Genomic DNA, 21,185 nt, shown 5'->3' with positions numbered 1-21,185 from the left:
GATAGGATTAGAATAGAGGAGGAAATACAAGTGGCAGACATTATTGTTCCAGAATTAGCAGAATCGATTACAGAGGGTACTATTGCACAGTGGTTAAAACAACCAGGTGATACAGTTGAAAAAGGTGAGTTCATCGTAGAACTTGAAACAGATAAAGTAAACGTTGAAGTTATCTCAGAAGAAGCAGGAGTAGTTAGTGAACTTTTAGCTGCTGAAGGAGATACTGTTCAAGTGGGGCAAGTAATCGCAGTAGTAGGAGCAGGTTCAGGTTCAACTGCATCAGCACCAGCTGCACAGTCTGAAGCAAAAGAAGAGGTAAAAGCTCCTGAAGCTCCTAAAGCAGCTCCAGTTGCTGAAGAAACTGGGGCAGAGCAAGACCGTACGATTGCTAGTCCAGCAGCGCGTAAATTAGCTCGTGAAAAAGGTATTAACTTAAGTGAAATTTCACCTGTAGATCCAATGGGACGTGTTCGTGTACAAGACGTTTCGGCTCATGGTTCTGCTAAAGCACCTGCAAAAGCAGCATCAGCACCTGCAGCTAGTGCGCCAAAAGAAGATGATGGCCGTACAACTCGTGAAAAGATGTCACGTCGTCGTCAAACAATTGCTACACGTTTATTAGAAGTAAGACAAAGTACTGCTATGCTTACAACTTTCAATGAAATTGATATGACAAATGTTATGGCATTACGTTCACGTAAAAAAGATCAATTCTTTGACCAAAATGATGTACGTCTTGGGTTTATGTCTTTCTTCACAAAAGCTGTAGTAGCAGCACTTAAAAAATATCCATACGTAAATTCTCAAATCGATGGAACAGATATCGTGAAAAACAACTTCTATGATATTGGTATCGCTGTATCAACTGAAGGTGGTCTTGTAGTTCCTATCGTTCGTGATGCGGACCGTAAAAACTTTGCAGAGATAGAAGGAAATATTGGAGAACTTGCTAAAAAAGCTCGTGATAACAAATTAGCTCTATCTGATATGTCTGGTGGTTCTTTCACAATCACAAACGGTGGAGTATTCGGATCATTACTGTCAACACCAATTCTAAACGGTACACAAGTTGGTATTTTAGGAATGCACACAATCCAAAAACGTCCAATCGCTGTTGGAAACGAAATTGAAATCCGCCCAATGATGTACGTGGCATTATCATATGACCACCGTGTAATCGATGGAAAAGATTCAGTAGGATTCCTAAAAACAGTGAAAGAATTACTTGAAAACCCAGAAGACTTACTACTAAATAGTTAATAAAAAAGACTTCCTTTATAAATTTATTCAATAGAGTTAGTCAAATATTTCAGGCGTCTTCTAAGGTCTGAGTTCGGTATTCTACCGGCTCAGATCTTTTTATTTTGCCTTCATTCTTTTACGTGTTGGAATGCTCTAGTTGGGGATATTGTATTGTGCTAATACCTTGTTATAAATTATTTTATAGTATAGTGCAAACAATTATATGACACTTATACTCTAGCGTATACAATTCTCTGCACAACATATATATATATTAGTATAAAAACGAAATTGAGATTTTCGAGTAATTGTAAGATAAGGATTTTTGAGAAGTAAAGTTTAGTTTATCCATATTTTTTAGAAGAGACTCTAAAAAGAATATGTTGTAAATGTAAAACAATTATTATCCAACTTAAAAGAGAATAATTTGTTGAGATAACAGTATTTGTATAATACCAATCTATGATATTCAGGTTAGCAATAAAAGGAGCTGAGTAAATTTTGAAAGTCAAAAGTGGACAGACTATCAGTTTGTTTGAAAGATTTAGTCGTGTTTTGTTTATAATAATGGGAGCTATTATTACAGCTATCGGTTTAGAAGCAGTACTAATACCAAACGATATAATTGATGGTGGTATAACTGGTATATCTATCTTGTTATCTCATCTAACAGGATTCTCATTAAGTTTATTCCTATTCATTTTAAATATTCCATTCGTATTTATTGGATATAAGGAACTTGGAAAGTCATTCGCATTTAGTTCAGTAATAGGTATTACAGTATTATCAATTGCGACAAGCTTATTGCACCAAATTCCAACTATTATTTCAGGCGATACGATGTTAGTTGCAGTATTAGGAGGTATTATGATTGGTTTAGGGGTTGGTATTGTTTTACGAAAAGGTGGTGCTTTAGATGGTACGGAAATTCTAGCTATACTTATTGCAAAGAAATTCCCTTTATCGGTGGGAGAAGTTATTATGAGTATTAATGTGTTAATATTCTCTTTTGCCATGCTAATTTACGGACTAAAGAGCGCTTTATGTTCAGCTATAGCTTACTTTATAGCTACGAAGGTAATAGATATGGTGCAAGCAGGCTTTGATGAATCTAAAAACATTATGATCATTAGTAACAATTCACGAAAAATTGGGGAAGCAATTCAAACACGTTTAGGTAGAGGAGTTACATATATAGGTGGTGAAGGAGGACAAACCAATGAATACGTAGAAATAATCTTCTGTGTTATTAACCGGTTGGAAGAACCTGAACTTAGGACACTTATTAAGACAATTGACATAAATGCTTTTGTAGCAATTAATGGTGTTGTAGAGGTGAGACAATACTAATTTTACTTTACAGAAGAGAGTTAGTTAATCCCTAAGCTATTCATCACCATTTAACAAAAATACCAGGCAGTCTCATTGAGATCTGCCTAAGTTAGTTTGATAGCTCAGTTTAATTTTTAAGATGCTCCGATTGGTCAAGAGGTTTTCGCTTTTGGCGTTCTTTTTCTGGTCGTAGGTTTTTTCTTTTTCGTTTTATCAAGGGAAGCTTGTAGGGCAGACATTAGGTCCGTCACATTGGAAGGTAATTCTGTTTGTTTTTCGCTTGTCGTTACTACATTATTTCCAGCTTTTTTCTCTTCTATTAACTCCATTAAGGCAGTTCGATATTCATCTGTGTATTTTTCTGGTTCAAACTCAGTAGTTAACTGGTCAACAAGCATTAGGGCAGTATCGAGTTCTTTTTTTACTACAGTTTGATCTGCAGGAATATTAGGTACATCTGCTGTACTACGAACTTCATCGGGAAAGTGAATGGTTTCCATGATTAATGTTTCGTTATATACTCGAACGATTGCTAATTGCTCTTTCGAACGAATCATAATTTTAGCAACCCCGATCTTACCTGACTCATGCAATGCTTCTCTTAAGAGAGAGTACGCTTTTCCACCACCACTATCAGGTGCCATAAAGTAACTGCGCTCAAAGTAAATTGGATCTATTTCTTCCAATTTTACAAAGTCTATAATTTCTACAGCTTTATCCTCATTTTCTTTTTTCAGTTTTTCTAATTCTTCTTCATCTAAAATGACAAACTTGTTTTTTGAGTATTCATATGCTTTGACGATATCTTCATTCTTTACCTCTTGTTTGCATCCTTCACAAACCTTCGCATAGCTAATTGGGGTATGGCATTCTTTATGGAGCTGACGTAGTTTTATATCCTTATTTTCAGTTGCTGCATGAAGCTTTATAGGAATATTAACTAAACCAAAGCTGATACTACCTTTCCAAACTGTATGCATTATGTTCACCACTTTTTCTTTTTCTTCTTACTATGCAATCTTTCCCTTCCTTTTATGTATCAAAAGTAGAATTAATTAAAAAACTAAAGAAAAATTTGAAGACAGAAGTCCCTAAAGGTTATTAAGGAGCACATTATCCTATATTAACTGCTTCTAAAATAAATCCACTAAAGTAGATAAAGAAGCTAACAACCTGCTACTTCTAGGTCGTTAGCTTCTTTAGTTATCTGAACATTTATAAAAATTTTCGGTGTTTTTTAAGACATCCTTTAAGTAGCGGAATGTATCCTTGTTTTTATTTCGGAATAGCAACTTCCATCACTTGAATGTTTACCAAACGAATAATCCAACAAGCATCGCGCTTAACAGAGATACAGCCATTCCGCTAACCAATAGCTTCCAAACATTTTTACCGATGATCTTTGAACGTTCTTCACCTAAAGTTGAGCTATAGGTGCCATAAATCATGCCGACTGTACTAAAATTGGCGAATGAAGTCAAGAACGTAACAGCAACTGCAATCGTATGTGGATTCAAATCTTGGAGATGGTTTTTTAAGTTCATCATGGCCACAAATTCGTTTGTGGAGAGTTTAATCCCCATTAACGAAGCGACATACATCGCATCATGGAGGCCTAATCCAAGCAAAATTGCAAATGGGAAGAAAATGACACCGAAAATCTTTTCGATTGTCAAACCATCTATAAAGAAACCAAGAATCCCATTAAGAGCACTGGTTAATGCTACATACCCAATCACCATTGCTAAGATTACAATAACCATCTTCATGCCGATAAGCATACTGTTGGAGATGGTAGAAAAGAAATCTTGACGTTCTTCTTTTGGAGGAACGTAAACAATATCGTCTTCTTTGCTAACCTCTATAGGATTTAAAATACTAGCCAGTAACAGGGCATTTAAGCAGTTTAACGGGATTGCTGCAAACACGTACTCTGCAGGAACCATCGATAAATATGCCCCAATAATTGAACCACTTACACTACTCATGCTCATGATCCCGAACGTCAATAGACGATGGTCTTTAAGAACGGTCAGCTGTTGACGGATAACAGCTAAAGCTTCCGTATTTCCAAGAAACATCATTTGGATAGAGAAGAAGCTCTCAAGCTTTGGCAATCCGGATATTTTCGAAATGACCCATCCTACTTTATCGATTATCCAGGTCATAATTCCGAAATAAGATAAAATATCGAAGAAAGTCACAATGAAGACAATAGGTAGTAACGCACTAAAGAAGAAATCTACTGTTTCATTCGCCATCACAGAAGGAAAGGCAAATGAGATTCCTGCATTGGCGGATGATACCAACCATGTAAAGAAGGAAGCAATTTTGTTAATTGTCCATGTTCCTATCGTGGTCGATAACATAAACCAGGTAATGAGCAATTCGGCTATGAGCAAGCTGAGGATAGAACGCCATTTAATTTTCCGTTTATCAGGCGAACAAAGGTAGACAAGACCGAGGACAACAAAAATGCCCAGTATATTTAATAAAAAGAACATGTAATCAACTCCAACTTTATTTTCCCCAAAATAAAAACTCTTATTCATTCATCCCTTCAGTCGCCAGACAGAAAGTATGAAAAAATAAGAGTTTTATATCAATTACGCAGAATGGTTTACTCTATGTATTAGTAAATGATCAATTCGAAACACTGTACTATATATCACTTTTTTCATGCTTCCTTGTAGTCCGGCATTTATAGGGGCTGCCAGGTAGAAACTATCAGACCATTTAAAACTGATATTATACAAGAATAATAATTTGTAAATTAATTTTTAGGAATAGGGATTATTATATACTAGTGTTTGGGACGAAACAATATAAAAGAATAATGTTGTAATGTTAAAAATTATTATAAAAGTAAGTAAAGTAAAAAGAAGAAAAGGTGGGGATTTCAATATTTTTCCTCTTTTAATGTATCAAAAGTAGACTAAATATGAAAACTAAAGAAAAATATTGGAAGTAGGTAAACAATTGAAGCCGATGCTTTTAACTGCCTCTACGGAAGTACCTTTAGGAAATCAGTGGGTTTATGAAACAAAATATGATGGATTCCGATGCATTTTAGAATGGGAGCAAGAGCCTATTCTGAAAAGTAGAAACGGAAAATTACTAAATGATATATTTCCAGAGATTATTAACTTCTGTCATGAAATTTATAACCAAATTAAATCATTTTTACCACTAACAATGGATGGGGAACTAGTATATTTAATAAATAATTTTCAAAGTGACTTTTCCAAAGTTCAATCAAGAGGTCGAATGCAAAATATCGAGACTATTAGAAATAATGCACATGCATTTACTTGCCATTATATTGTATTTGACTTGCTCAAATATAAAGGAAAGGATCTAACCCAACTTCCATTAAACAAGCGAAAGCAGCAACTGGATCGACTGTTTATGAAAGCTCAACTTCCTATATCAATAAATTATCAAGATACAAATAGATTGCAGGCCATTGATGTATTTAAAGACAATACACTATTGTGGGATAAAATTGTCACAAATAATGGGGAAGGGATAATCGCTAAACAAAGAACTAGTCCTTGGAATAGCGGAGAGCGAACAACCAAGTGGGTAAAAATAAAAAACTGGAGATTTATTAGTGTCATTTTAACGAAATATGATAAAAGTAATGGCTTTTTTCATGGTGCACTTTATAAAGACACCTCATTATTAGAAATAGTTACATTTCGTCACGGACTATCCGAGATGGAGCTAGATACATTAATAGCATTATTTCAAACGAATGGGACAAAAATATCCAATAATATTTGGGAATTAGAAGCGTCCATTTGCGTTGAAATTACTTGTATTGACTTTGATGGAAAAAAGTTAAGGGAACCTAGATTTCATTCGTTTGATTTGAATAAAGATATACGGGATTGTAATTGGCAACAAATGCAAAAACAATTATACCCTTTACCACCAAATACAAAGGTAACTCATCCAGATAAACCTATATGGCCAGAATCGGGGATACAAAAAGATGATTATCTTATGTATTTACAACGAATATCACCCTACATTTTACCTTTTCTAAAAGATAGGCTTCTTACAGTTATTCGTTTTCCACATGGTGTAACAGGAGAAAGTTTCTATCAAAAAAATAGTCCAGAATATGTTCCAGAATTTGTTGCGACAAAACAAATGGAAGATATTAACTATATGATGTGCAATGATGTAGAATCATTGCTCTGGTTAGGAAATCAGCTAGCACTAGAATTTCATGTTCCTTTTCAAACAGTAGATACAAAAAATCCGACTGAGATTGTATTTGACTTGGATCCACCCTCGGTGGAAGAATTCTCATTGTCAGTTGAAGCTGCTCTGCGTATGAAAGTAATATTTGATCAATTTCAGCTTAAATCTTATGTGAAAACCTCTGGTGGGAAGGGTATTCAACTTTATATCCCATTAGAGGAGGATAGTTTTACGTTTGAAGAGACTGGTATATTCACCAAATTTATCTCTGAATTTTTAGTAGAGCAAGATCCAAAGTGGTTCACTACTGAAAGGTTGAAAAAGAATAGAGGGAACAAATTGTATTTGGATTATGTTCAGCATAAGGAAGGTAAAACGATAATCGCTCCATATTCACCAAGGGGGAATGACTTGGGGCTTATCGCAACTCCTCTTAAATGGGAGGAGGTTAGAGAGTCCTTAAAACCAGATACATTCTCTATTCCATCCGTATTAGATCGTATAAAAAACGTAGGAAATCCATTTCAAGACTTTAGAATAAATTTGGAAAAAGAGAAATTTTCGCTAGTATTAAAACAATTAAAAGCACTAATAAAAAATAATTAATTATTGTAAATAAAAAACGTACGTTCGCATAGAATGGTGAATAAGGAGGGAACGAACGTGCGAAAGGATTTAGTGAAATATTTTAATCGTGGAAGAATTGTCGAGTTAATGTATCTATCAAAAGCTGGTGAAATCAGCAAGCGTAAGGTAAGGATACTTAAAGTACAGGGAGATATATTTTATGCATATTGTTTTAAGCAGAAAGCGAAAAGAACATTTCGAATCGATCAGGTACTAGCTCTTGCTCCCATATTCCCTCATGAAAGAGGAGTTATATAATTCTCTCCACATAATCATGCAATGATTAATTGAAAAAAGTTGCCTTGAATCGTATACTAGATATAAAGGAAGTGGTTATATGATACATACAAATTGGGCAACAATACCAACTATTAAAACCGTTACATGTTCGCAAACAGATGCTAAAAAGTTTCTTGTGAGTAATGTGCTAACTGTTGGAAAAACGTATGAAGTTAAAAATGAAACAGAAGAATTTATATTTGTGATTGACAACACTGGAAAAGTAGGCGGCTACTACAAAGAATATTTTCAATAAAAAAACCGATGTAATCTCATCGGTTTTTTTTCATAAGGAGACAAGAGCAGAATATGAAAGACATAGTTTTGAAAGAACAACAGGAGAGATTGAATAGAATACATACTGAACAAGATACTACTCTTATTGGTGTGGGAGGATATCTTTCGCCAGAAGAATATTTACTGGAGGATGTACTTATTGCTGTTTCATTAAAAAAACCAGTTTTGTTAAAAGGTCCAACGGGGGCAGGTAAAACAAAGCTTGCTGAAACAGTTTCAGCATTTTTTTCACAGCCGATTCAAAGTATAAACTGTTCCGTCGATTTAGATGCGGAGGCTTTACTTGGATTTAAAACTATCGTGACAAATAATGGCTTGAGTGCAATTGATTTTGTGGATGGCCCTGTGGTGGAAGCTATGAAAAAAGGGCATATTTTATATATTGATGAGATAAATATGGCCAAATCCGAGACACTTCCTATTTTGCATAGTGTACTGGATTATAGAAGAATGCTAACAAACCCTTTTACAGGGGAAGTAATAAAGGCACATCCCGATTTTTCGGTTATTTCTGCCATCAATGAAGGTTATATCGGGACAACACCTATGAATGAAGCGCTGAAAAATCGTTTCGTTTCGTTTTCTATTCCATATATTTCAGGTGAGCATCTTGCACAACTATGGCAAGAGATGTTCCCAACAGCACCGAAAGAATTACATATATTAATGCTAAATCTAGCTAATGATTTAATGGAACAAGTTAAACAAGGGTTACTGTCAGAGGAAGCGGCATCTATTAGAAGCCTGTTATATGCAACTGAATTGGCGCTATACATGGATCCGATTAGAGCGATTACATATGCTATCGCTGAAAAGCTAGAGGATGACCAAGAAAAACAGCTTGTATTAGCATTGGCCTCTTCTTGGATAAAGTGAAAACTTCAATCAGTGGGGTTTTCTTCATCCCCACTGATTGAAAAACTGAACTCAGGCAAATAACGCCGCGTCGTACGGCAAAGCCTGAGTGGCAATCATCCTGTTGGTCCGACCATTCGGGCGTTTACGGGCAGTTATCTCCCACTAACGCTGCTTGCTTGAGCCAAACCTTGAGGTGGGAGTCATACTGCCCGTTATTGCGGGATTAAGTGAGGGAGATAAATGGGTTCAGTTGACCGTTTTATACAATTCAATAATGAAACGATAGATGCGAGACAGCTTATGCATTATGAAAATGTAGCCAAAGCTTTAACAAAAAATACGTTATTAGCAATTAATGAACGTAAATTGATGGAATTTCAACCTGCAGAACAGACTATTTCTTTAAGTGTGTTTTGGAGACATCGTGAGGAATATGTAATGCATGCGGGTAGAATGTCTGATATTTTCCTGATGGCGGAAGGATTCTGGAAATTTTTTGATGTACTCAGCTGGAGTGATTTTCAGGAAGAGAAACCAACTGGCCAACCAAAATTCATGGATCAGTTGTTGTTTTGTATAGAAGAATTTCGAATGATTGAAATGATTCAAAAAAAGAGAGTTGGTACACAAATAATACTTCAAATTCGTATAAAAACATATTTGGATTTTCATAAACAGCAGCTCCGAGTAAATATACAAAAAGGTTTCTTAGCTGACGCATTTATAAGTTATTTATATATCTGCCTCTATGAAGGTACGATGTACGTACAAGGACCAGATTTCTTTAAACTTGCAAATACTATTATTCAAAACGTATATGAATCTAAAACGACTCAGCATTCTATTGATTTAGTTTATCGGATATATTTTCTCTTAAACGAGTATGTGAAAGAGGATAGCTTACTGCAATATTACGCAATTATTTCTTACACAAGTTTACCAACTAAGGACTTTCATTATCATAAAGGGGTAAAAAACTCTGAACTTGGTGAAGAAGGTAAGAAAGATACGATTGAAGAGATATTTAGATCTTGGCATCGGGAAAATGAGCAAGAAAACGGTGTGCATCTTCAATATGAACTCGAGCATGGTAGAGATGGAAAAGCAGAACAAGCAATCGAAGCCGAGGAAGGTCAAGAGGGGCATGAAGTGACAATGACTGGAAAAGGTCAGTCAATTGGGAACAGTAAGGATGTTCAGGTTGATCAATCGACTAATGATCAATCCAGTGATTTAAAAAAAGCTGGTAACTCCTTCGGCAAGGAACATACAAACGTTGTTTACAAGGAACAGCGTATTGCTATTACTAGTCCATCTGACAATAAGCATGTACTTTACAAATATCGTCAGGAGCATGCGCCATACCTAAAAGCATTTGTGCAAGAGATGAAAAAACGGTTAGATCAAAAACATGTAGATAAACGAACTAACTTAACAAAGGGAAGATTATCTACAAAATTGACTGCTCTTTGGACAGATGAAAGACCAAAACCTTTTTTTAAAAAGAATGCTCCAAGCATCCAGTTAAATGCCGTATTTGGTTTGTTAGTTGATGGGTCCGCTTCTATGCAGGACAAAATGGAGGAAACAAAAAAAGCTGTTTTACTGTTTCATGATGTATTAAGAGAGCTGAAAATTGCTCATGAAATTGTACTTCATTATGAAGATGCCTATGAAGCTACAGAAACTTCCCAACCGAATGCATTTGAATGGATCCATAAGTTAGAGGATGGTCAAAAGGATAACGGCTTAGATATACTTTCCATGGTTGCACATGAAGATAATAGGGACGGTTTTGCAATTAGATGGATGGGAAAAAGATTAGAGAATAGACTAGAGATCCATAAGTTCCTTCTTGTATTTTCGGATGGTGAACCATCTGCATTTGGATATGCACAAAATGGTATCATGGATACTGCAGAGGCAGTTTTAGAGCAAGAGCAACTTGGAATAACGGTTTTACATCTGTTTTTGAATGATCAAGAGGCTACAGAGGAGCAGTTGAATTTATTTCGCTTAATCTTTGATAAGAAATCAGCTACTGCTTCTTCATTAGAAAAGTTTTCGGAAGAAACACTTCGATTACTTCGTAAAATGCTTCATCTTGTTGTGCAAAGTTCTTGAGAAAGTAATCTTTATATGTTTGTGAAACAAAAAATAGGGAATAAATATAATCGAGGATTTTTCTCGGTATCTTTGTTCCTCTTATAGTGTCACTTAAAACAAAATCACCGAGCAAAATACTATTTTGAAGGAGAATTGTTCCAAATGAATTGGTATGAAAAGCTCAATCAATACTTTCCGGTCGATGAAATGAAATCACGAGATCATATGGAAACACTCTTGGCAGATAAGGGAAATGTATATATAAAAGATGAGAGTCCAAAGCACGTATTAATGTACGTTGAATTTGATAACTTTATCTTTGTGGATTACTTATTTGTTTCTAAAGAAGCACGTGGTGAAGGTCTTGGTCGCAAATTATTGAATCAATTAAAAGAAAAAAATAAAGTCATTTTATTGGAAGTAGAACCCATTAACTATGATGACACAGATTCAGAAAAGCGACTTAGATTTTATTCACGTGAAGAATTTAAACATGCTACGCGTATTGGATACTCACGCCGCTCCCTCGCAACCGGTGAAAATACCATTTTGGAAATTTTGTATTGGTCCCCATCCGATCAAGATGAATATGCCATTTACGAAGCCATGAAATGGACGTATGAAAACATACACACGTATAAAGATGAGCATTTTTATGGCGATTCTTATGACTTATCGCATGAGGTTTTAGTGTTTAATGAAGAAAGTAAGAAAAACATGTTGAAGTCATACTAAAAGATACAATAATCATTTATATAAATAGCAAAAAAGAATTCATTTTGATCCATGTTGATATCAAAATGAATTCTTTTTAATTGTTACTGAATAGGTATTAACTATTGGATTGCAGTATATTATTAGGAAGAGCGGTTTTTGGATTGATCAGCTATAAGTAGAAGACGTTGTTTCAATTCTTCCTCCATGCGACCGATTTCTATTTCTGCTGCTTTTCGTTTTACGCGACCATCTGCTTGAATGCGCATAGTTTCTTCGATTGTTTGTAAAAGATTTTCTTGTGTTTTCTTCAAAGTGTCGATTTCTACAATACCACGTTCATTTTCTTTTGCAGTTTCAATACTGTTAACCTTAAGCATTTCCGAGTTTTTCAATAAAAGGTCATTGGTTGTTTTAGTAACTTGTTTTTGTGCAGCAACTGCTTTTTGCTGACGATTTAGGGTTAATGCGATCGCAATTTGGTTTTTCCAAAGTGGGATAGAAGTCATAATGGATGACTGAATTTTTTCTGCAAGTGTTTGATTGGTTTGCTGGATCATGCGAATTTGGGGTGCGCTTTGAATCGTTATTTGGCGAGATAGCTGTAAATCATAAACTCTTTTTTCTAGACGATCCACAAATTGAGCCATATCATTTACCTCTTGAAATGCCATCTGATCATTGGAAAGTTCTGCTTTTCGTCTTAACTCTGGAATTGTAACATTCACTATGTCATCTCGTTTTAATTCGGCTGCTGCAATATATACGTTTAAAGCCTGGAAATAGGTTTTATTTTGATCGTAGAGTTTATTGAGCATTTGAACATCCTCAACAAGACCTCGTTTAGAATGCTCCAGTTGGATTCCAATGCGATCTATTTGTGTACTAAGTTTTTGATACTTAGTCATTAGTTCTTGTACGGATCGATTAACTCGACTAAATAATTTTTTAATACCCGATTTTTTCTCAGTTGATAGTTCCTCTGGATTAATCTGGGATAGTTTACTCATTAAATCACTTAAAATATCTCCAACAGGTCCAATATCCTTCTTTTGCACATGATCTAACATTTGATGAGAAAAACGGGTTAGCTCTGATTGAGCGTTAGCACCGTAAGTTAAAATTGCTTCGTAGTTACCGGCAGGAATCTGTTCTGCTAATTGGCGAGCTTTTTGTTGCTCTGCTTCAGATAAACGATCGATCAATTTAGTTGGTGTAGCCTCTGTTTCTGTGGAAACGGCTTGTGGTTTTGTAGTATCCAAATCAAACGGACTAGATAATAATTCGTCCATTAATATATCATCATTTGTATTCGATAACTTTTCGCTCATCTTCTGATTCTCCTTTTAAATATAAAGGTTTTTCTGTTTGTTTAAATGATAATTTAGCAAAATCTAGTTCCATTTTAAGGAGTTCCACATCAGAGGCTAATACATTGTTTAAATCTTCTTCCATTACTGTACTGATAGATTCTAATGTATCACGTGTGTCTTGTAATGCTAATTTCATATCGTTGTTCTTCACTGGTTGGGAAACTAATAATGTATATTTTGACGTTAGTTCTACTGCTGAATCTAAATGTGCATAAAAGAACTTTTCCGCCTGGTAAAATTTCTTTGGATTAGATTTAACAAGTGAAATAATACGTTTAGCTAATCGATTCATCTCGAATAATTGTTTAAACGAACTGATCGAACGTACTTTCAAATATTGACTATTTAAAGCTTTTATCTTTTTATTTGCTTCTTTCAATTGTTGCTGAATATGGAAATACTCAGAAAGAGTCATTTGATGTTTTTTCATAATTCTTCTTTGCTGTATTTTCTTTATCGTAAAATTAGAAACAATATATACTCCTATAGCTAAAGCGGAACTCCAGAAAAATCCACTTTCAATTGAAAAAAAGAAAACAAACCAAGAAGTGATCATGATCGGTATATTTAAGCAATGGCGTATGAAGGTTTGAGCTACTTCATTCATGATGTTACCTCCTTTTTCACGTATTAACAGATTGACCGATTAAAGTCGCCACGTCCTATGGCAGCATCGGCACAGTACGTCCTGTACGTCGTAATACTCCCACTTCAAAGTACGGGCAAAGTAACAAAGCATAAGTGGGATATAACTGCCCGTAAAAGCCCAAATGGTTCGGGCCAACAGGATGTTGGTCACTCAGGCTTTGTCGCACGACGCGGCGTTATTTGCCTGAGTTCAGTTTTTCAATCAGTGGGGATGAAGAAAACCCCACCGATTGAAGTTTCACTTTTTTCTATATTACTATATACGATTCAGATGGAAGAAGGTTTCATTTTCAATAAATATTAAACAATATCTGTCTCCATGGAGGTATAGCCCTGTAGCTCATCAATGAATTCAATTCTAAAAGCATTTGTATGAGATAAAGGGGAGACGCCTTTTTGAATATATTCTAAAAACTCCTCCAATCGATTTGTATCGCCTTCTATATCAATAACAATCAGCTTGTTGTCCGTTTGTTTGCAATTTCCTTTTAAACCAAGTGATTGAGCTTTTTGTTTCACTAAAAACCGGAAACCTACTCCATCTACATCACCATGCATTTGAATATAAGCCCGTTTTTTCATAACATAGTCTCCTAATCTGTAGTTAATAGTATTAATATTAATTTAACTTAAAAAGTAGGAATTTTCAATTTATAAATTCTTAAGACGTATAAGTAGACTTTTTATATAAGAGCAGTAAAATATGAGTTAATAAAAAATGTTAGAGGCGATGCAAATGTTTGAAGTAATTTATATGAAAGCGGACTATGAGCCATGGTGGCTATTTGAAGGTTGGGAACAGCATATTGTAGAAAAACATGCTTTTGAACATGAATCAGAGGCGCGGTCTTTTTTAGATAAGAAACTAATAGAATTACGGGGGATCTTTCCGAAAGAAAAAACCAAGCATAATATATATTGGGCTTTTTGGTCGGAAAAAGAACAATGCTTTTGTGAATCATGTGACGATGATTTACAAATATATCATGGATTGATATGGAAAGACTGTCGAGAAACTATTTAGAATTGTAAAAATACTCATTGACTAAATTGTAGCAACTGATATAATTTAATTAACAATTCAAAGTGAAAAATACCGTAATAATTATTCACATATCCTATGAAGTGATCGATGTGAGATCGGTACTTCATGGAATATGTGAATTTTTTTCACGTATTGATTAATTTTTTGGAGGTAATAGAATGAAACAAGGTACAGTAAAATGGTTTAACGCAGAAAAAGGATTTGGGTTTATCGAAGTAGAAGGAGAAAATGATGTATTCGTACACTTCTCAGCAATTCAAGGAGAAGGCTTCAAATCACTTGAAGAAGGCCAAAAAGTTGAATTTGAAGTAGTTGAAGGTAACCGCGGACCTCAAGCTGCTAACGTTACAAAACTATAAGAGTACAAAGAAGCACACCTTAATGATGTGCTTCTTTTTCATTTTATGCTTTCAATTGTAGAAGAAACAATAAACTGCTCGTTGCCTTCTTGCATAATAAATTCACGTTTAATTTCTCCAAATTTTTTTGCGAAATATTTCCTGTTCGTGAAACCTTGTTCATCTATTTTTTCCATAACTATAACATCTTCAAATGTTTGGAGGCCTGTTTCCAGTGTCGCCGTTACTGAAGTGATTTTCCATCCGTTAAATTCTGTGCCTACTTCAAAGGGAGTGCCCAAATAAATTTCGATTTCTTTCATGGACTCAAGTTCCGCTAAAGTAGGTGATTTTGCATCATATGCTTCTGCATTTTCAGCAATCAAACTAATTTTATCATCTTGAATATTGTACATCTTTTGTACAACTGTCCCACCATTATCTTCATATGTGACTACATAATCACCTATACGCTGTGTTGTTAAAGTGTATGAGGCATATTCATTTCCTTCCCCTTTAAACTGAGCAATAGACTTGTCTGGCATAAAATAATCGGATAAATTTTCTGCTTTTTCAGATGGTGTATTTTCAGGAGGCGCGACAGTTTCATCTGTCGGAGGGGTGGTAATTATTTCTTCCTCCACATCTTGTTCCTTTCCGCAAGCAGAGAGAAAGAGTAAAGAAATAAAAATAAGTAAATACTTTTTCATTATTTTTCCCTCCTTATTATCATAAAGATTAGACGGCTACCAAGGTTATTTTGTTTCAATTTATCGATTTTTTGGTATAGTGAAAACAAGAGAGGAGAGATTGCATTGAATATCGAATTAAAGAAAGAGCTACCTCCTTATGAGGAACAGCAAGATTTTTATACAAAATTGCGCTCAAAAATCACAAATTATGGAGAATCTAAAAAAGGGAAAACGACTAAATTTGCACCTTATTTATTGTTTGCTCCAGATTTATTTCATTTATTAATTAAAGCTATGTTAGATAATCGAATCGATACAAAATATAAAACGATTATCGGGAGTGGAATCTTATATTTTATTACTCCGATTGATGTTTTACCAGAAGGGTTAATTGGTCCTGGTGGATTTATCGATGATATAATTGTGGCTACATTTGTAGTAAATATGCTTCTGAATAGGTTTTCAACTGAAGTAATTGAGGAGCATTGGGCTGGAGATGAAAAACTATTAAATGTTTTAAAGAAAGTTTCAAAAACCAGTGATTCGCTTATAGGCAAGCTACCGTCGAAATCTTTACTAGGTAGATATATAAAAAAGTCAGAGAAAGCTTAAGGGAAAAATCTAAGATCATTGAAATCTAAGAGTTTTTAATAACTTCATAAAAAGACGACTTTAAATTCGAGTTTAGAATTTAAAGTCGTCTTTCTAGTAAAATTTTGTTGTTCTTATTGCTATATTTTAGTGCGTTAATATCAATTATTTGTTCGATATTTTGTTAATTCTCATATTTCATTCATCTCGAAATAACGCTACGTTTTAGAAAACGTTGGATTCTATAATTTCCTCATTAGTTCCATTAACAGTAAGCGTAAATTTTCTTAATGTTACATTATTGTTGATATTTTCTCCTCGGCAAATTTCGTATACATCAGATCGTCCAGCTTGTAATATAAGAAGAATTTCTCTTAAAACTGGCCATATATTCTGATCCCCACATGTATATATATCTAAAGCTGCATATCCATGTTCCGGCCATGTATGAATGGAAAAATGGGAAGTTGAAATACCTATAATCCCTGTTACCCCTTGTGGAAAAAAAGAATGGAAATGAGAAGATAGAATCTCCATTTCTAACTGATTAATTGCTCTTGTTAATAAGTCTTCTAACTCTTTTGCATTATTTAGCATATCATTCTGACACTCAAATGCATCAATAACGAAATGCTGTCCGTTTGTATCCAACGAATCACTCTTTTCTTATTGTATTTTGAATTTCGTTAAGCAGTGAGGTTTCCGAATTTCACAACTATACTTTTATTATTTTATGTACTAGAAGGTAGTAGAGGTGTGCATATTGCTTAATGAATAAAAACTATTAAGAACAGAAATCTAATTTCTCTAACAGGTCAACAGTCTAAACACTTTCAATCTCATCACATATATTATAAAAAAATAGATGAGGTGTCGAAATGCAAGTTAATCAAACAGTTATAACGATTCTTGGTAGTGCCGGAGGTGTGGCAAAATCTATACTCTCCATATTAAATAAATCAGTTCATGATAAAAAGGATCCCATTTATCACATTATTAATAATAGTAAAATTCATTTGATTGATTATAAACAAAAAAAGGAAACTTACTATAGTAGTTTATTTCCCAATTTGAAAGATCAATTTGAATTACATCAATTTGATTTAAAAGATACTACTAATTTTATAGAGCATCTTAAAAATTCAAATACATCTGTTGTTATTGACATTTCTTGGGCAGATACGATTGAAATGCTACAATGTTGCGATCAATTGGGTATCAAGTACTTAAACACAGCATTAGAAAATACTATGGTTGATGAAAATGAAGATTTATATGAAGGATTTGGGTTAATTGAGAGAATGAGAATGTTAGAAAAGAAGAAACATACATTTACAAATTCATCTTCTATAATTGGCTCAGGTATGAATCCCGGTGTAGTTCAATGGATGGCCATTGAACTACTTAAAAGTGATTCATTAGAAGAAGCTCCTCTAGCTTGCTATATTGTAGAACATGACAACTCCTTTTATAAAAATAAAAATAAAGCTAAAAAAAATGTTATATATACAACTTGGTCACCTGAATGTTTTCTCGATGAGGCGATTTTGAGTTACCCTATGTTTATGAAACATCATACACCACTTTTTTTGTATGAAAATGTTTATGATGTCGAATTTAAAGTGAAATTAGGGGACAAACAGTTTTTTGGATGCTTGATGCCACATGAAGAGGTATATACTTTAGGTCAGTTGTATGACATGGAATTTGGTTTTTTGTATAAAGTAAATGATCATACTTCAGAGTTAATTCGGTCAAACATAGAGGATCTGGATAAAGTGTGGGACTTTGAAATGAAAGTTCTTGATCCTCTTGAAGAGACATTGGAAGGGGAAGATTTAGCTGGAGTACTTCTAGTTTATAAGGACAAAGAACGATATATGTACAATGTGTCAAGAAATGATTCTATCTTTTCAAAATACAAAACTAATGCTACATATTTTCAAGTAGCCTGCGGTATTTATGCGGCTCTCTCCGTCCTACTATTAGATAAAATACCAAAAGGAGCATATTATGTAGATGAGCTTTTGTTAAAAACGAACAATGGCTATGGTCAATATCTGACTTATTACATGACTGATTTTGTACAGGGTGTAAATAAGCATTCAGATGGCCTCTTACACGAAAGAATAAAAAAGAGTAATTAATCGTCAACACTCTTCAGAAATTAGTAACCTCATTGTTCAACAAAACAGGTTATCCTTCCTCGATATAATCGAAGTAGGATAACCTGTTTAAAATTGCATGAAATGATTTGCAGTGTTTTCACAAATCACTCGAACTTTTACTTATATTTGTTCTTTCCATTCTAGGAACTCATCGTACGTTAATTGTTTATCTAAAATTGAACCGTCTTCGCGGATTTCAATTACGCGATTAGCAATTGTTTGGATGAACTGATGGTCATGAGATGTGAAAATCATAGCACCTTTGAATAATGTAAGACCATTATTCAATGCTTGAATAGACTCAAGGTCCAAGTGATTCGTTGGTTCATCTAGTAATAATACATTCGATTCCGAAAGCATCATTTTAGAAAGCATACAACGTACTTTTTCTCCACCTGAAAGAACAGAAGGTTTTTTCTTCACTTCTTCCCCAGAGAAAAGCATACGACCTAGGAATCCTCGTAGGAAAGTTTCGCTTTCATCGTCAGGAGAATACTGGCGTAACCAATCTACTAATGATGGTTCGCTGCCTTCGAAGTATTTTGCATTATCAAGCGGGAAGTAAGCGCGTGTTGTAGTAACACCCCAACGTACTGATCCTTCATTTGGTTCTTCTTCCTCAGCTAGAATACGTAATAATGCTGACTTCGCCAATTCATCCCCTAGGAGAATAATTTTGTCTTCTTTATTCATCGTAAAGCTCATATTGGAGAAGAGTTTTTTGTCTTCTGTGGAATGACCTAAATCTTGAACTTGTAAAACATCATTCCCGATATCGCGTTTCATCGCGAAGTTTACATATGGATACTTACGAGATGACGGTCTAATATCATCTAGTTCTATTTTATCCAGCATTTTCTTACGAGAGGTTGCTTGTTTGGATTTAGAAGCATTGGCACTAAATCGAGCAATAAACGCCTGTAACTCTTTAATTTTTTCTTCTTTTTTACTATTTTGATCGGAAGCTAATTTGGAAGCAAGTTGACTGGATTCGTACCAGAAATCATAGTTCCCTACGTAAACTTGAATTTTACTGAAATCTAAATCCGCAATATGCGTACATACTTTGTTCAAGAAATGACGGTCATGGGATACTACAATAACAGTATTATCAAAGTTAATAAGGAAATCTTCCAGCCACTGAATAGCTTTAATGTCTAAATGGTTAGTAGGCTCATCTAGTAATAGTACATCTGGTTTACCAAAAAGAGCTTGAGATAAAAGAACTTTTACCTTTTCAGAACCAGTTAAATCAGCCATTTTCTTTTGGTGCATTTCATCAGGAATACCAAGACCTTGTAAAAGTATTGCTGCTTCGGATTCAGCTTCCCAACCGTTTAAGTCAGCAAATTCACCTTCTAATTCGGCTGCACGCATACCATCTTCGTCTGAAAAATCTTCCTTCATGTAGATAGCATTTTTCTCATTCATTACTTCATATAAACGTTTATGTCCCATCATAACTGTCTCTAAAACAGTGTGTTCTTCGTATTCGAAGTGATTTTGTTTTAAAATTGCTAAACGTTCATCTGGGTTCATAATAACGTTGCCTTCTTGTGCCTCAATTTCCCCAGATAAAATTTTGATAAATGTTGACTTTCCTGCTCCATTTGCACCAATCAATCCATAACAGTTGCCTGGTGTAAACTTTATATTTACGTCTTCGAACAATTTACGATCACCAAAACGAAGACTTACGTTACTTACTGCAATCATGCTAGTACCTCCTAAAATTCACAATGAACTTATTATAGCATGAAATATGAACAAATTCTATAAATCCTTGATTTTATAGGGTTTAAAGGTACTTTAATTATTGAATTGCTCCAAAATTAGCCACTATTATTCTTATTTGTTTCAATTTGTGAAAGGTATGGATTAGAGTAATCCGTTTTTCTTGTAAGTCCTCTTAAATATACCCCTTTAGAACTTCTTGCTTATCCATTAACCTCAGTTGCTTATTTTAAATGTACCAGACTCTTCCATATTTCATATTGTCTTTTGTATTAGAAAAAAGATTTTATTTTAATATTGAATATTTAAAAAATTATGATATTATTAAAAAAGTTAAGTATTACTATAATTTTTAAGAGGAGACTATAATTTAGATGGATAGAATTGCAAAAAAAATTAGAGAATTTCGAAAAATGAAAGATATGACATTAAAAGAAATGAGTGAACAAACGGACTTATCAGTCGGATTTCTATCGCAAGTAGAAAGAGGTTCATCTTCATTAGCGATAACGTCATTAAAGAAAATTGCAGATGCATTAAATGTTGAGATGGCAGACTTTTTTCAAAAAGAGATAGAAGTGAAATATACACACAAATTAGAAGAACAAAAACCTTTTCAAATTACAGGCTCTGATTCTACATACACAAAGTTAAGTGGTCATTTTATTGAACGAGAATTAGAGGCGTTGACTGTGGTAATTCCACCATTACAAGTGGATCAATTTACATTTAGTCACCCTGGAGAAGAATTTTATTATGTATTAAAAGGGGCAGTTATTTTTGTAATAGATAATGAAGAGCATTATTTAAAAGAGGGAGAGTCAATTCATTTCCCTTCAACTACAGAGCATATGTGGAAAAATCCACTAGAACAAGAAACGGTGCTTTTAAGTGTTTTAACACCAATTATTTTTTAATTAATTTAATCA

Annotated in this window: 22 protein-coding genes and 1 riboswitch; of the genes, 14 read left to right on the top strand and 8 right to left on the bottom strand. The window is 34.2% G+C overall.

Going from position 1 to position 21,185, the window contains the following annotated elements; all coding sequences use genetic code 11:
- The first annotated feature begins 30 nt into the window (after window positions 1–30).
- Together odhB and MKY37_RS00580 are read left to right on the top strand one after the other, a co-directional pair.
- Entirely contained in the window at window positions 31–1,260 is a 1,230-nt protein-coding gene (gene odhB / locus MKY37_RS00585) for a 2-oxoglutarate dehydrogenase complex dihydrolipoyllysine-residue succinyltransferase (RefSeq protein ID WP_340772648.1), read from the top strand.
- Window positions 1,261–1,743: 483 nt separating this feature from the next.
- Entirely contained in the window at window positions 1,744–2,592 is an 849-nt protein-coding gene (locus MKY37_RS00580) for a YitT family protein (RefSeq protein ID WP_340772645.1), read from the top strand.
- 134 nt (window positions 2,593–2,726) lie between these two features.
- On the opposite strand, the gene ku is transcribed toward MKY37_RS00580, so the two are convergent.
- Both ku and MKY37_RS00570 read right to left on the bottom strand, forming a co-directional pair.
- Window positions 2,727–3,554 carry a non-homologous end joining protein Ku gene (gene ku, locus MKY37_RS00575; RefSeq protein WP_340772643.1) on the bottom strand — a complete coding sequence of 276 codons (828 nt, stop codon included), beginning with the start codon at window positions 3,552–3,554 and terminating at the stop codon, window positions 2,727–2,729.
- A 330-nt stretch (window positions 3,555–3,884) separates the two neighbouring features.
- A complete protein-coding gene (locus tag MKY37_RS00570; RefSeq protein WP_340779804.1) occupies window positions 3,885–5,078 on the bottom strand; it encodes a NupC/NupG family nucleoside CNT transporter in 1,194 nt (397 codons plus the stop codon).
- Window positions 5,079–5,244: 166 nt separating this feature from the next.
- Window positions 5,245–5,350: riboswitch (purine riboswitch) on the bottom strand.
- Between the two features lie 203 nt (window positions 5,351–5,553).
- Between MKY37_RS00570 and MKY37_RS00565 the strand changes: the two genes are divergently transcribed.
- The 6 genes from MKY37_RS00565 to MKY37_RS00540 all read left to right on the top strand — a co-directional run bounded on the left by MKY37_RS00565 (window position 5,554) and on the right by MKY37_RS00540 (window position 11,688).
- On the top strand, window positions 5,554–7,392 hold the full coding sequence (locus MKY37_RS00565; protein WP_340772641.1) for a DNA ligase D: 1,839 nt from the start codon (window positions 5,554–5,556) through the stop codon (window positions 7,390–7,392).
- 57 nt (window positions 7,393–7,449) lie between these two features.
- Window positions 7,450–7,671, top strand: a complete 222-nt coding sequence (locus tag MKY37_RS00560; RefSeq protein ID WP_340772639.1) for a transcriptional regulator — start codon at window positions 7,450–7,452, stop codon at window positions 7,669–7,671.
- A 79-nt stretch (window positions 7,672–7,750) separates the two neighbouring features.
- Window positions 7,751–7,948, top strand: a complete 198-nt coding sequence (locus MKY37_RS00555; RefSeq protein WP_340772637.1) for a DUF6501 family protein — start codon at window positions 7,751–7,753, stop codon at window positions 7,946–7,948.
- A 53-nt stretch (window positions 7,949–8,001) separates the two neighbouring features.
- Complete coding sequence (locus tag MKY37_RS00550) at window positions 8,002–8,865, top strand: AAA family ATPase (protein WP_340772634.1); 864 nt, start codon at window positions 8,002–8,004, stop codon at window positions 8,863–8,865.
- Between the two features lie 222 nt (window positions 8,866–9,087).
- Complete coding sequence (locus MKY37_RS00545) at window positions 9,088–10,971, top strand: vWA domain-containing protein (RefSeq protein ID WP_340772631.1); 1,884 nt, start codon at window positions 9,088–9,090, stop codon at window positions 10,969–10,971.
- A gap of 144 nt (window positions 10,972–11,115) precedes the next feature.
- Entirely contained in the window at window positions 11,116–11,688 is a 573-nt protein-coding gene (locus MKY37_RS00540; RefSeq protein WP_340772629.1) for a GNAT family N-acetyltransferase, read from the top strand.
- Window positions 11,689–11,810: 122 nt separating this feature from the next.
- Here MKY37_RS00540 and MKY37_RS00535 read toward each other — a convergent pair whose 3' ends face one another.
- Window positions 11,811–12,998 (bottom strand): toxic anion resistance protein, encoded by a 1,188-nt coding sequence (locus tag MKY37_RS00535; protein ID WP_340772627.1) that lies wholly within the window; start codon window positions 12,996–12,998, stop codon window positions 11,811–11,813.
- A complete protein-coding gene (locus MKY37_RS00530) occupies window positions 12,970–13,647 on the bottom strand; it encodes a 5-bromo-4-chloroindolyl phosphate hydrolysis family protein (RefSeq protein ID WP_340772625.1) in 678 nt (225 codons plus the stop codon). Before MKY37_RS00530 ends, MKY37_RS00535 begins: the two co-directional genes overlap by 29 nt.
- 57 nt (window positions 13,648–13,704) lie before the next feature.
- Here MKY37_RS00530 and MKY37_RS00525 point away from each other — a divergent pair, with 57 nt between their 5' ends.
- A complete protein-coding gene (locus tag MKY37_RS00525; protein WP_340772623.1) occupies window positions 13,705–13,992 on the top strand; it encodes a hypothetical protein in 288 nt (95 codons plus the stop codon).
- Here the strand turns inward: MKY37_RS00525 and MKY37_RS00520 are convergent.
- Window positions 13,989–14,270, bottom strand: a complete 282-nt coding sequence (locus MKY37_RS00520) for an acylphosphatase (protein WP_340772621.1) — start codon at window positions 14,268–14,270, stop codon at window positions 13,989–13,991. The genes MKY37_RS00525 and MKY37_RS00520 overlap by 4 nt on opposite strands.
- A gap of 154 nt (window positions 14,271–14,424) precedes the next feature.
- Between MKY37_RS00520 and MKY37_RS00515 the strand changes: the two genes are divergently transcribed.
- Both MKY37_RS00515 and MKY37_RS00510 read left to right on the top strand, forming a co-directional pair.
- Window positions 14,425–14,712, top strand: a complete 288-nt coding sequence (locus tag MKY37_RS00515) for a DUF1033 family protein (RefSeq protein WP_340772617.1) — start codon at window positions 14,425–14,427, stop codon at window positions 14,710–14,712.
- A gap of 179 nt (window positions 14,713–14,891) precedes the next feature.
- A complete protein-coding gene (locus MKY37_RS00510; protein ID WP_090561394.1) occupies window positions 14,892–15,092 on the top strand; it encodes a cold-shock protein in 201 nt (66 codons plus the stop codon).
- Window positions 15,093–15,130: 38 nt separating this feature from the next.
- Here the strand turns inward: MKY37_RS00510 and MKY37_RS00505 are convergent, their stop codons facing one another.
- Window positions 15,131–15,781 carry a hypothetical protein gene (locus tag MKY37_RS00505; protein WP_340772607.1) on the bottom strand — a complete coding sequence of 217 codons (651 nt, stop codon included), beginning with the start codon at window positions 15,779–15,781 and terminating at the stop codon, window positions 15,131–15,133.
- Window positions 15,782–15,886: 105 nt separating this feature from the next.
- On the opposite strand from MKY37_RS00505, the gene MKY37_RS00500 reads away from it, so the two are divergent.
- The gene (locus MKY37_RS00500) at window positions 15,887–16,375 is read left to right on the top strand and encodes a YkvA family protein (RefSeq protein WP_340772605.1); all 489 of its coding nucleotides are present in this window, start codon (window positions 15,887–15,889) and stop codon (window positions 16,373–16,375) included.
- A gap of 204 nt (window positions 16,376–16,579) precedes the next feature.
- Here the strand turns inward: MKY37_RS00500 and speD are convergent, their stop codons facing one another.
- Window positions 16,580–17,005: an adenosylmethionine decarboxylase gene (gene speD, locus MKY37_RS00495; RefSeq protein ID WP_340772602.1), complete on the bottom strand. Its 426-nt coding sequence runs from the start codon at window positions 17,003–17,005 to the stop codon at window positions 16,580–16,582.
- A 227-nt stretch (window positions 17,006–17,232) separates the two neighbouring features.
- On the opposite strand from speD, the gene MKY37_RS00490 reads away from it, so the two are divergent.
- Window positions 17,233–18,501, top strand: coding sequence for an S-adenosylmethionine decarboxylase related protein (locus MKY37_RS00490; RefSeq protein ID WP_340772600.1), 1,269 nt, complete (start codon window positions 17,233–17,235; stop codon window positions 18,499–18,501).
- Between the two features lie 141 nt (window positions 18,502–18,642).
- Here the strand turns inward: MKY37_RS00490 and MKY37_RS00485 are convergent, their stop codons facing one another.
- Window positions 18,643–20,238, bottom strand: a complete 1,596-nt coding sequence (locus MKY37_RS00485; RefSeq protein ID WP_340772599.1) for an ABC-F family ATP-binding cassette domain-containing protein — start codon at window positions 20,236–20,238, stop codon at window positions 18,643–18,645.
- 392 nt (window positions 20,239–20,630) lie between these two features.
- On the opposite strand from MKY37_RS00485, the gene MKY37_RS00480 reads away from it, so the two are divergent.
- On the top strand, window positions 20,631–21,173 hold the full coding sequence (locus MKY37_RS00480; RefSeq protein ID WP_340772596.1) for a helix-turn-helix domain-containing protein: 543 nt from the start codon (window positions 20,631–20,633) through the stop codon (window positions 21,171–21,173).
- The last annotated feature ends 12 nt before the right edge of the window (window positions 21,174–21,185 follow it).

The sequence above is a fragment of the Psychrobacillus sp. FSL K6-2836 genome (assembly GCF_038003085.1).
Lineage (GTDB): Bacteria > Bacillota > Bacilli > Bacillales_A > Planococcaceae > Psychrobacillus.
The sequence above is the reverse complement of the archived record's forward strand: the minus strand, read 5'-3'. Positions and strand labels throughout refer to the sequence as shown.

Excerpts from the sequence above, each read along its gene's own strand:
- ku (WP_340772643.1), bottom strand. The coding sequence starts at position 3,554 with ATGCATACAGTTTGGAAAGGTAGTATCAGCTTTGGTTTAGTTAATATT.
- MKY37_RS00570 (WP_340779804.1), bottom strand. The coding sequence starts at position 5,078 with ATGTTCTTTTTATTAAATATACTGGGCATTTTTGTTGTCCTCGGTCTT.
- MKY37_RS00555 (WP_340772637.1), top strand. The coding sequence starts at position 7,751 with ATGATACATACAAATTGGGCAACAATACCAACTATTAAAACCGTTACA.
- MKY37_RS00550 (WP_340772634.1), top strand. The coding sequence starts at position 8,002 with ATGAAAGACATAGTTTTGAAAGAACAACAGGAGAGATTGAATAGAATA.
- MKY37_RS00545 (WP_340772631.1), top strand. The coding sequence starts at position 9,088 with ATGGGTTCAGTTGACCGTTTTATACAATTCAATAATGAAACGATAGAT.
- MKY37_RS00540 (WP_340772629.1), top strand. The coding sequence starts at position 11,116 with ATGAATTGGTATGAAAAGCTCAATCAATACTTTCCGGTCGATGAAATG.
- MKY37_RS00535 (WP_340772627.1), bottom strand. The coding sequence starts at position 12,998 with ATGAGCGAAAAGTTATCGAATACAAATGATGATATATTAATGGACGAA.
- MKY37_RS00530 (WP_340772625.1), bottom strand. The coding sequence starts at position 13,647 with ATGAATGAAGTAGCTCAAACCTTCATACGCCATTGCTTAAATATACCG.
- MKY37_RS00525 (WP_340772623.1), top strand. The coding sequence starts at position 13,705 with ATGGCAGCATCGGCACAGTACGTCCTGTACGTCGTAATACTCCCACTT.
- MKY37_RS00520 (WP_340772621.1), bottom strand. The coding sequence starts at position 14,270 with ATGAAAAAACGGGCTTATATTCAAATGCATGGTGATGTAGATGGAGTA.
- MKY37_RS00515 (WP_340772617.1), top strand. The coding sequence starts at position 14,425 with ATGTTTGAAGTAATTTATATGAAAGCGGACTATGAGCCATGGTGGCTA.
- MKY37_RS00510 (WP_090561394.1), top strand. The coding sequence starts at position 14,892 with ATGAAACAAGGTACAGTAAAATGGTTTAACGCAGAAAAAGGATTTGGG.
- MKY37_RS00505 (WP_340772607.1), bottom strand. The coding sequence starts at position 15,781 with ATGAAAAAGTATTTACTTATTTTTATTTCTTTACTCTTTCTCTCTGCT.
- MKY37_RS00490 (WP_340772600.1), top strand. The coding sequence starts at position 17,233 with ATGCAAGTTAATCAAACAGTTATAACGATTCTTGGTAGTGCCGGAGGT.
- MKY37_RS00485 (WP_340772599.1), bottom strand. The coding sequence starts at position 20,238 with ATGATTGCAGTAAGTAACGTAAGTCTTCGTTTTGGTGATCGTAAATTG.
- MKY37_RS00480 (WP_340772596.1), top strand. The coding sequence starts at position 20,631 with ATGGATAGAATTGCAAAAAAAATTAGAGAATTTCGAAAAATGAAAGAT.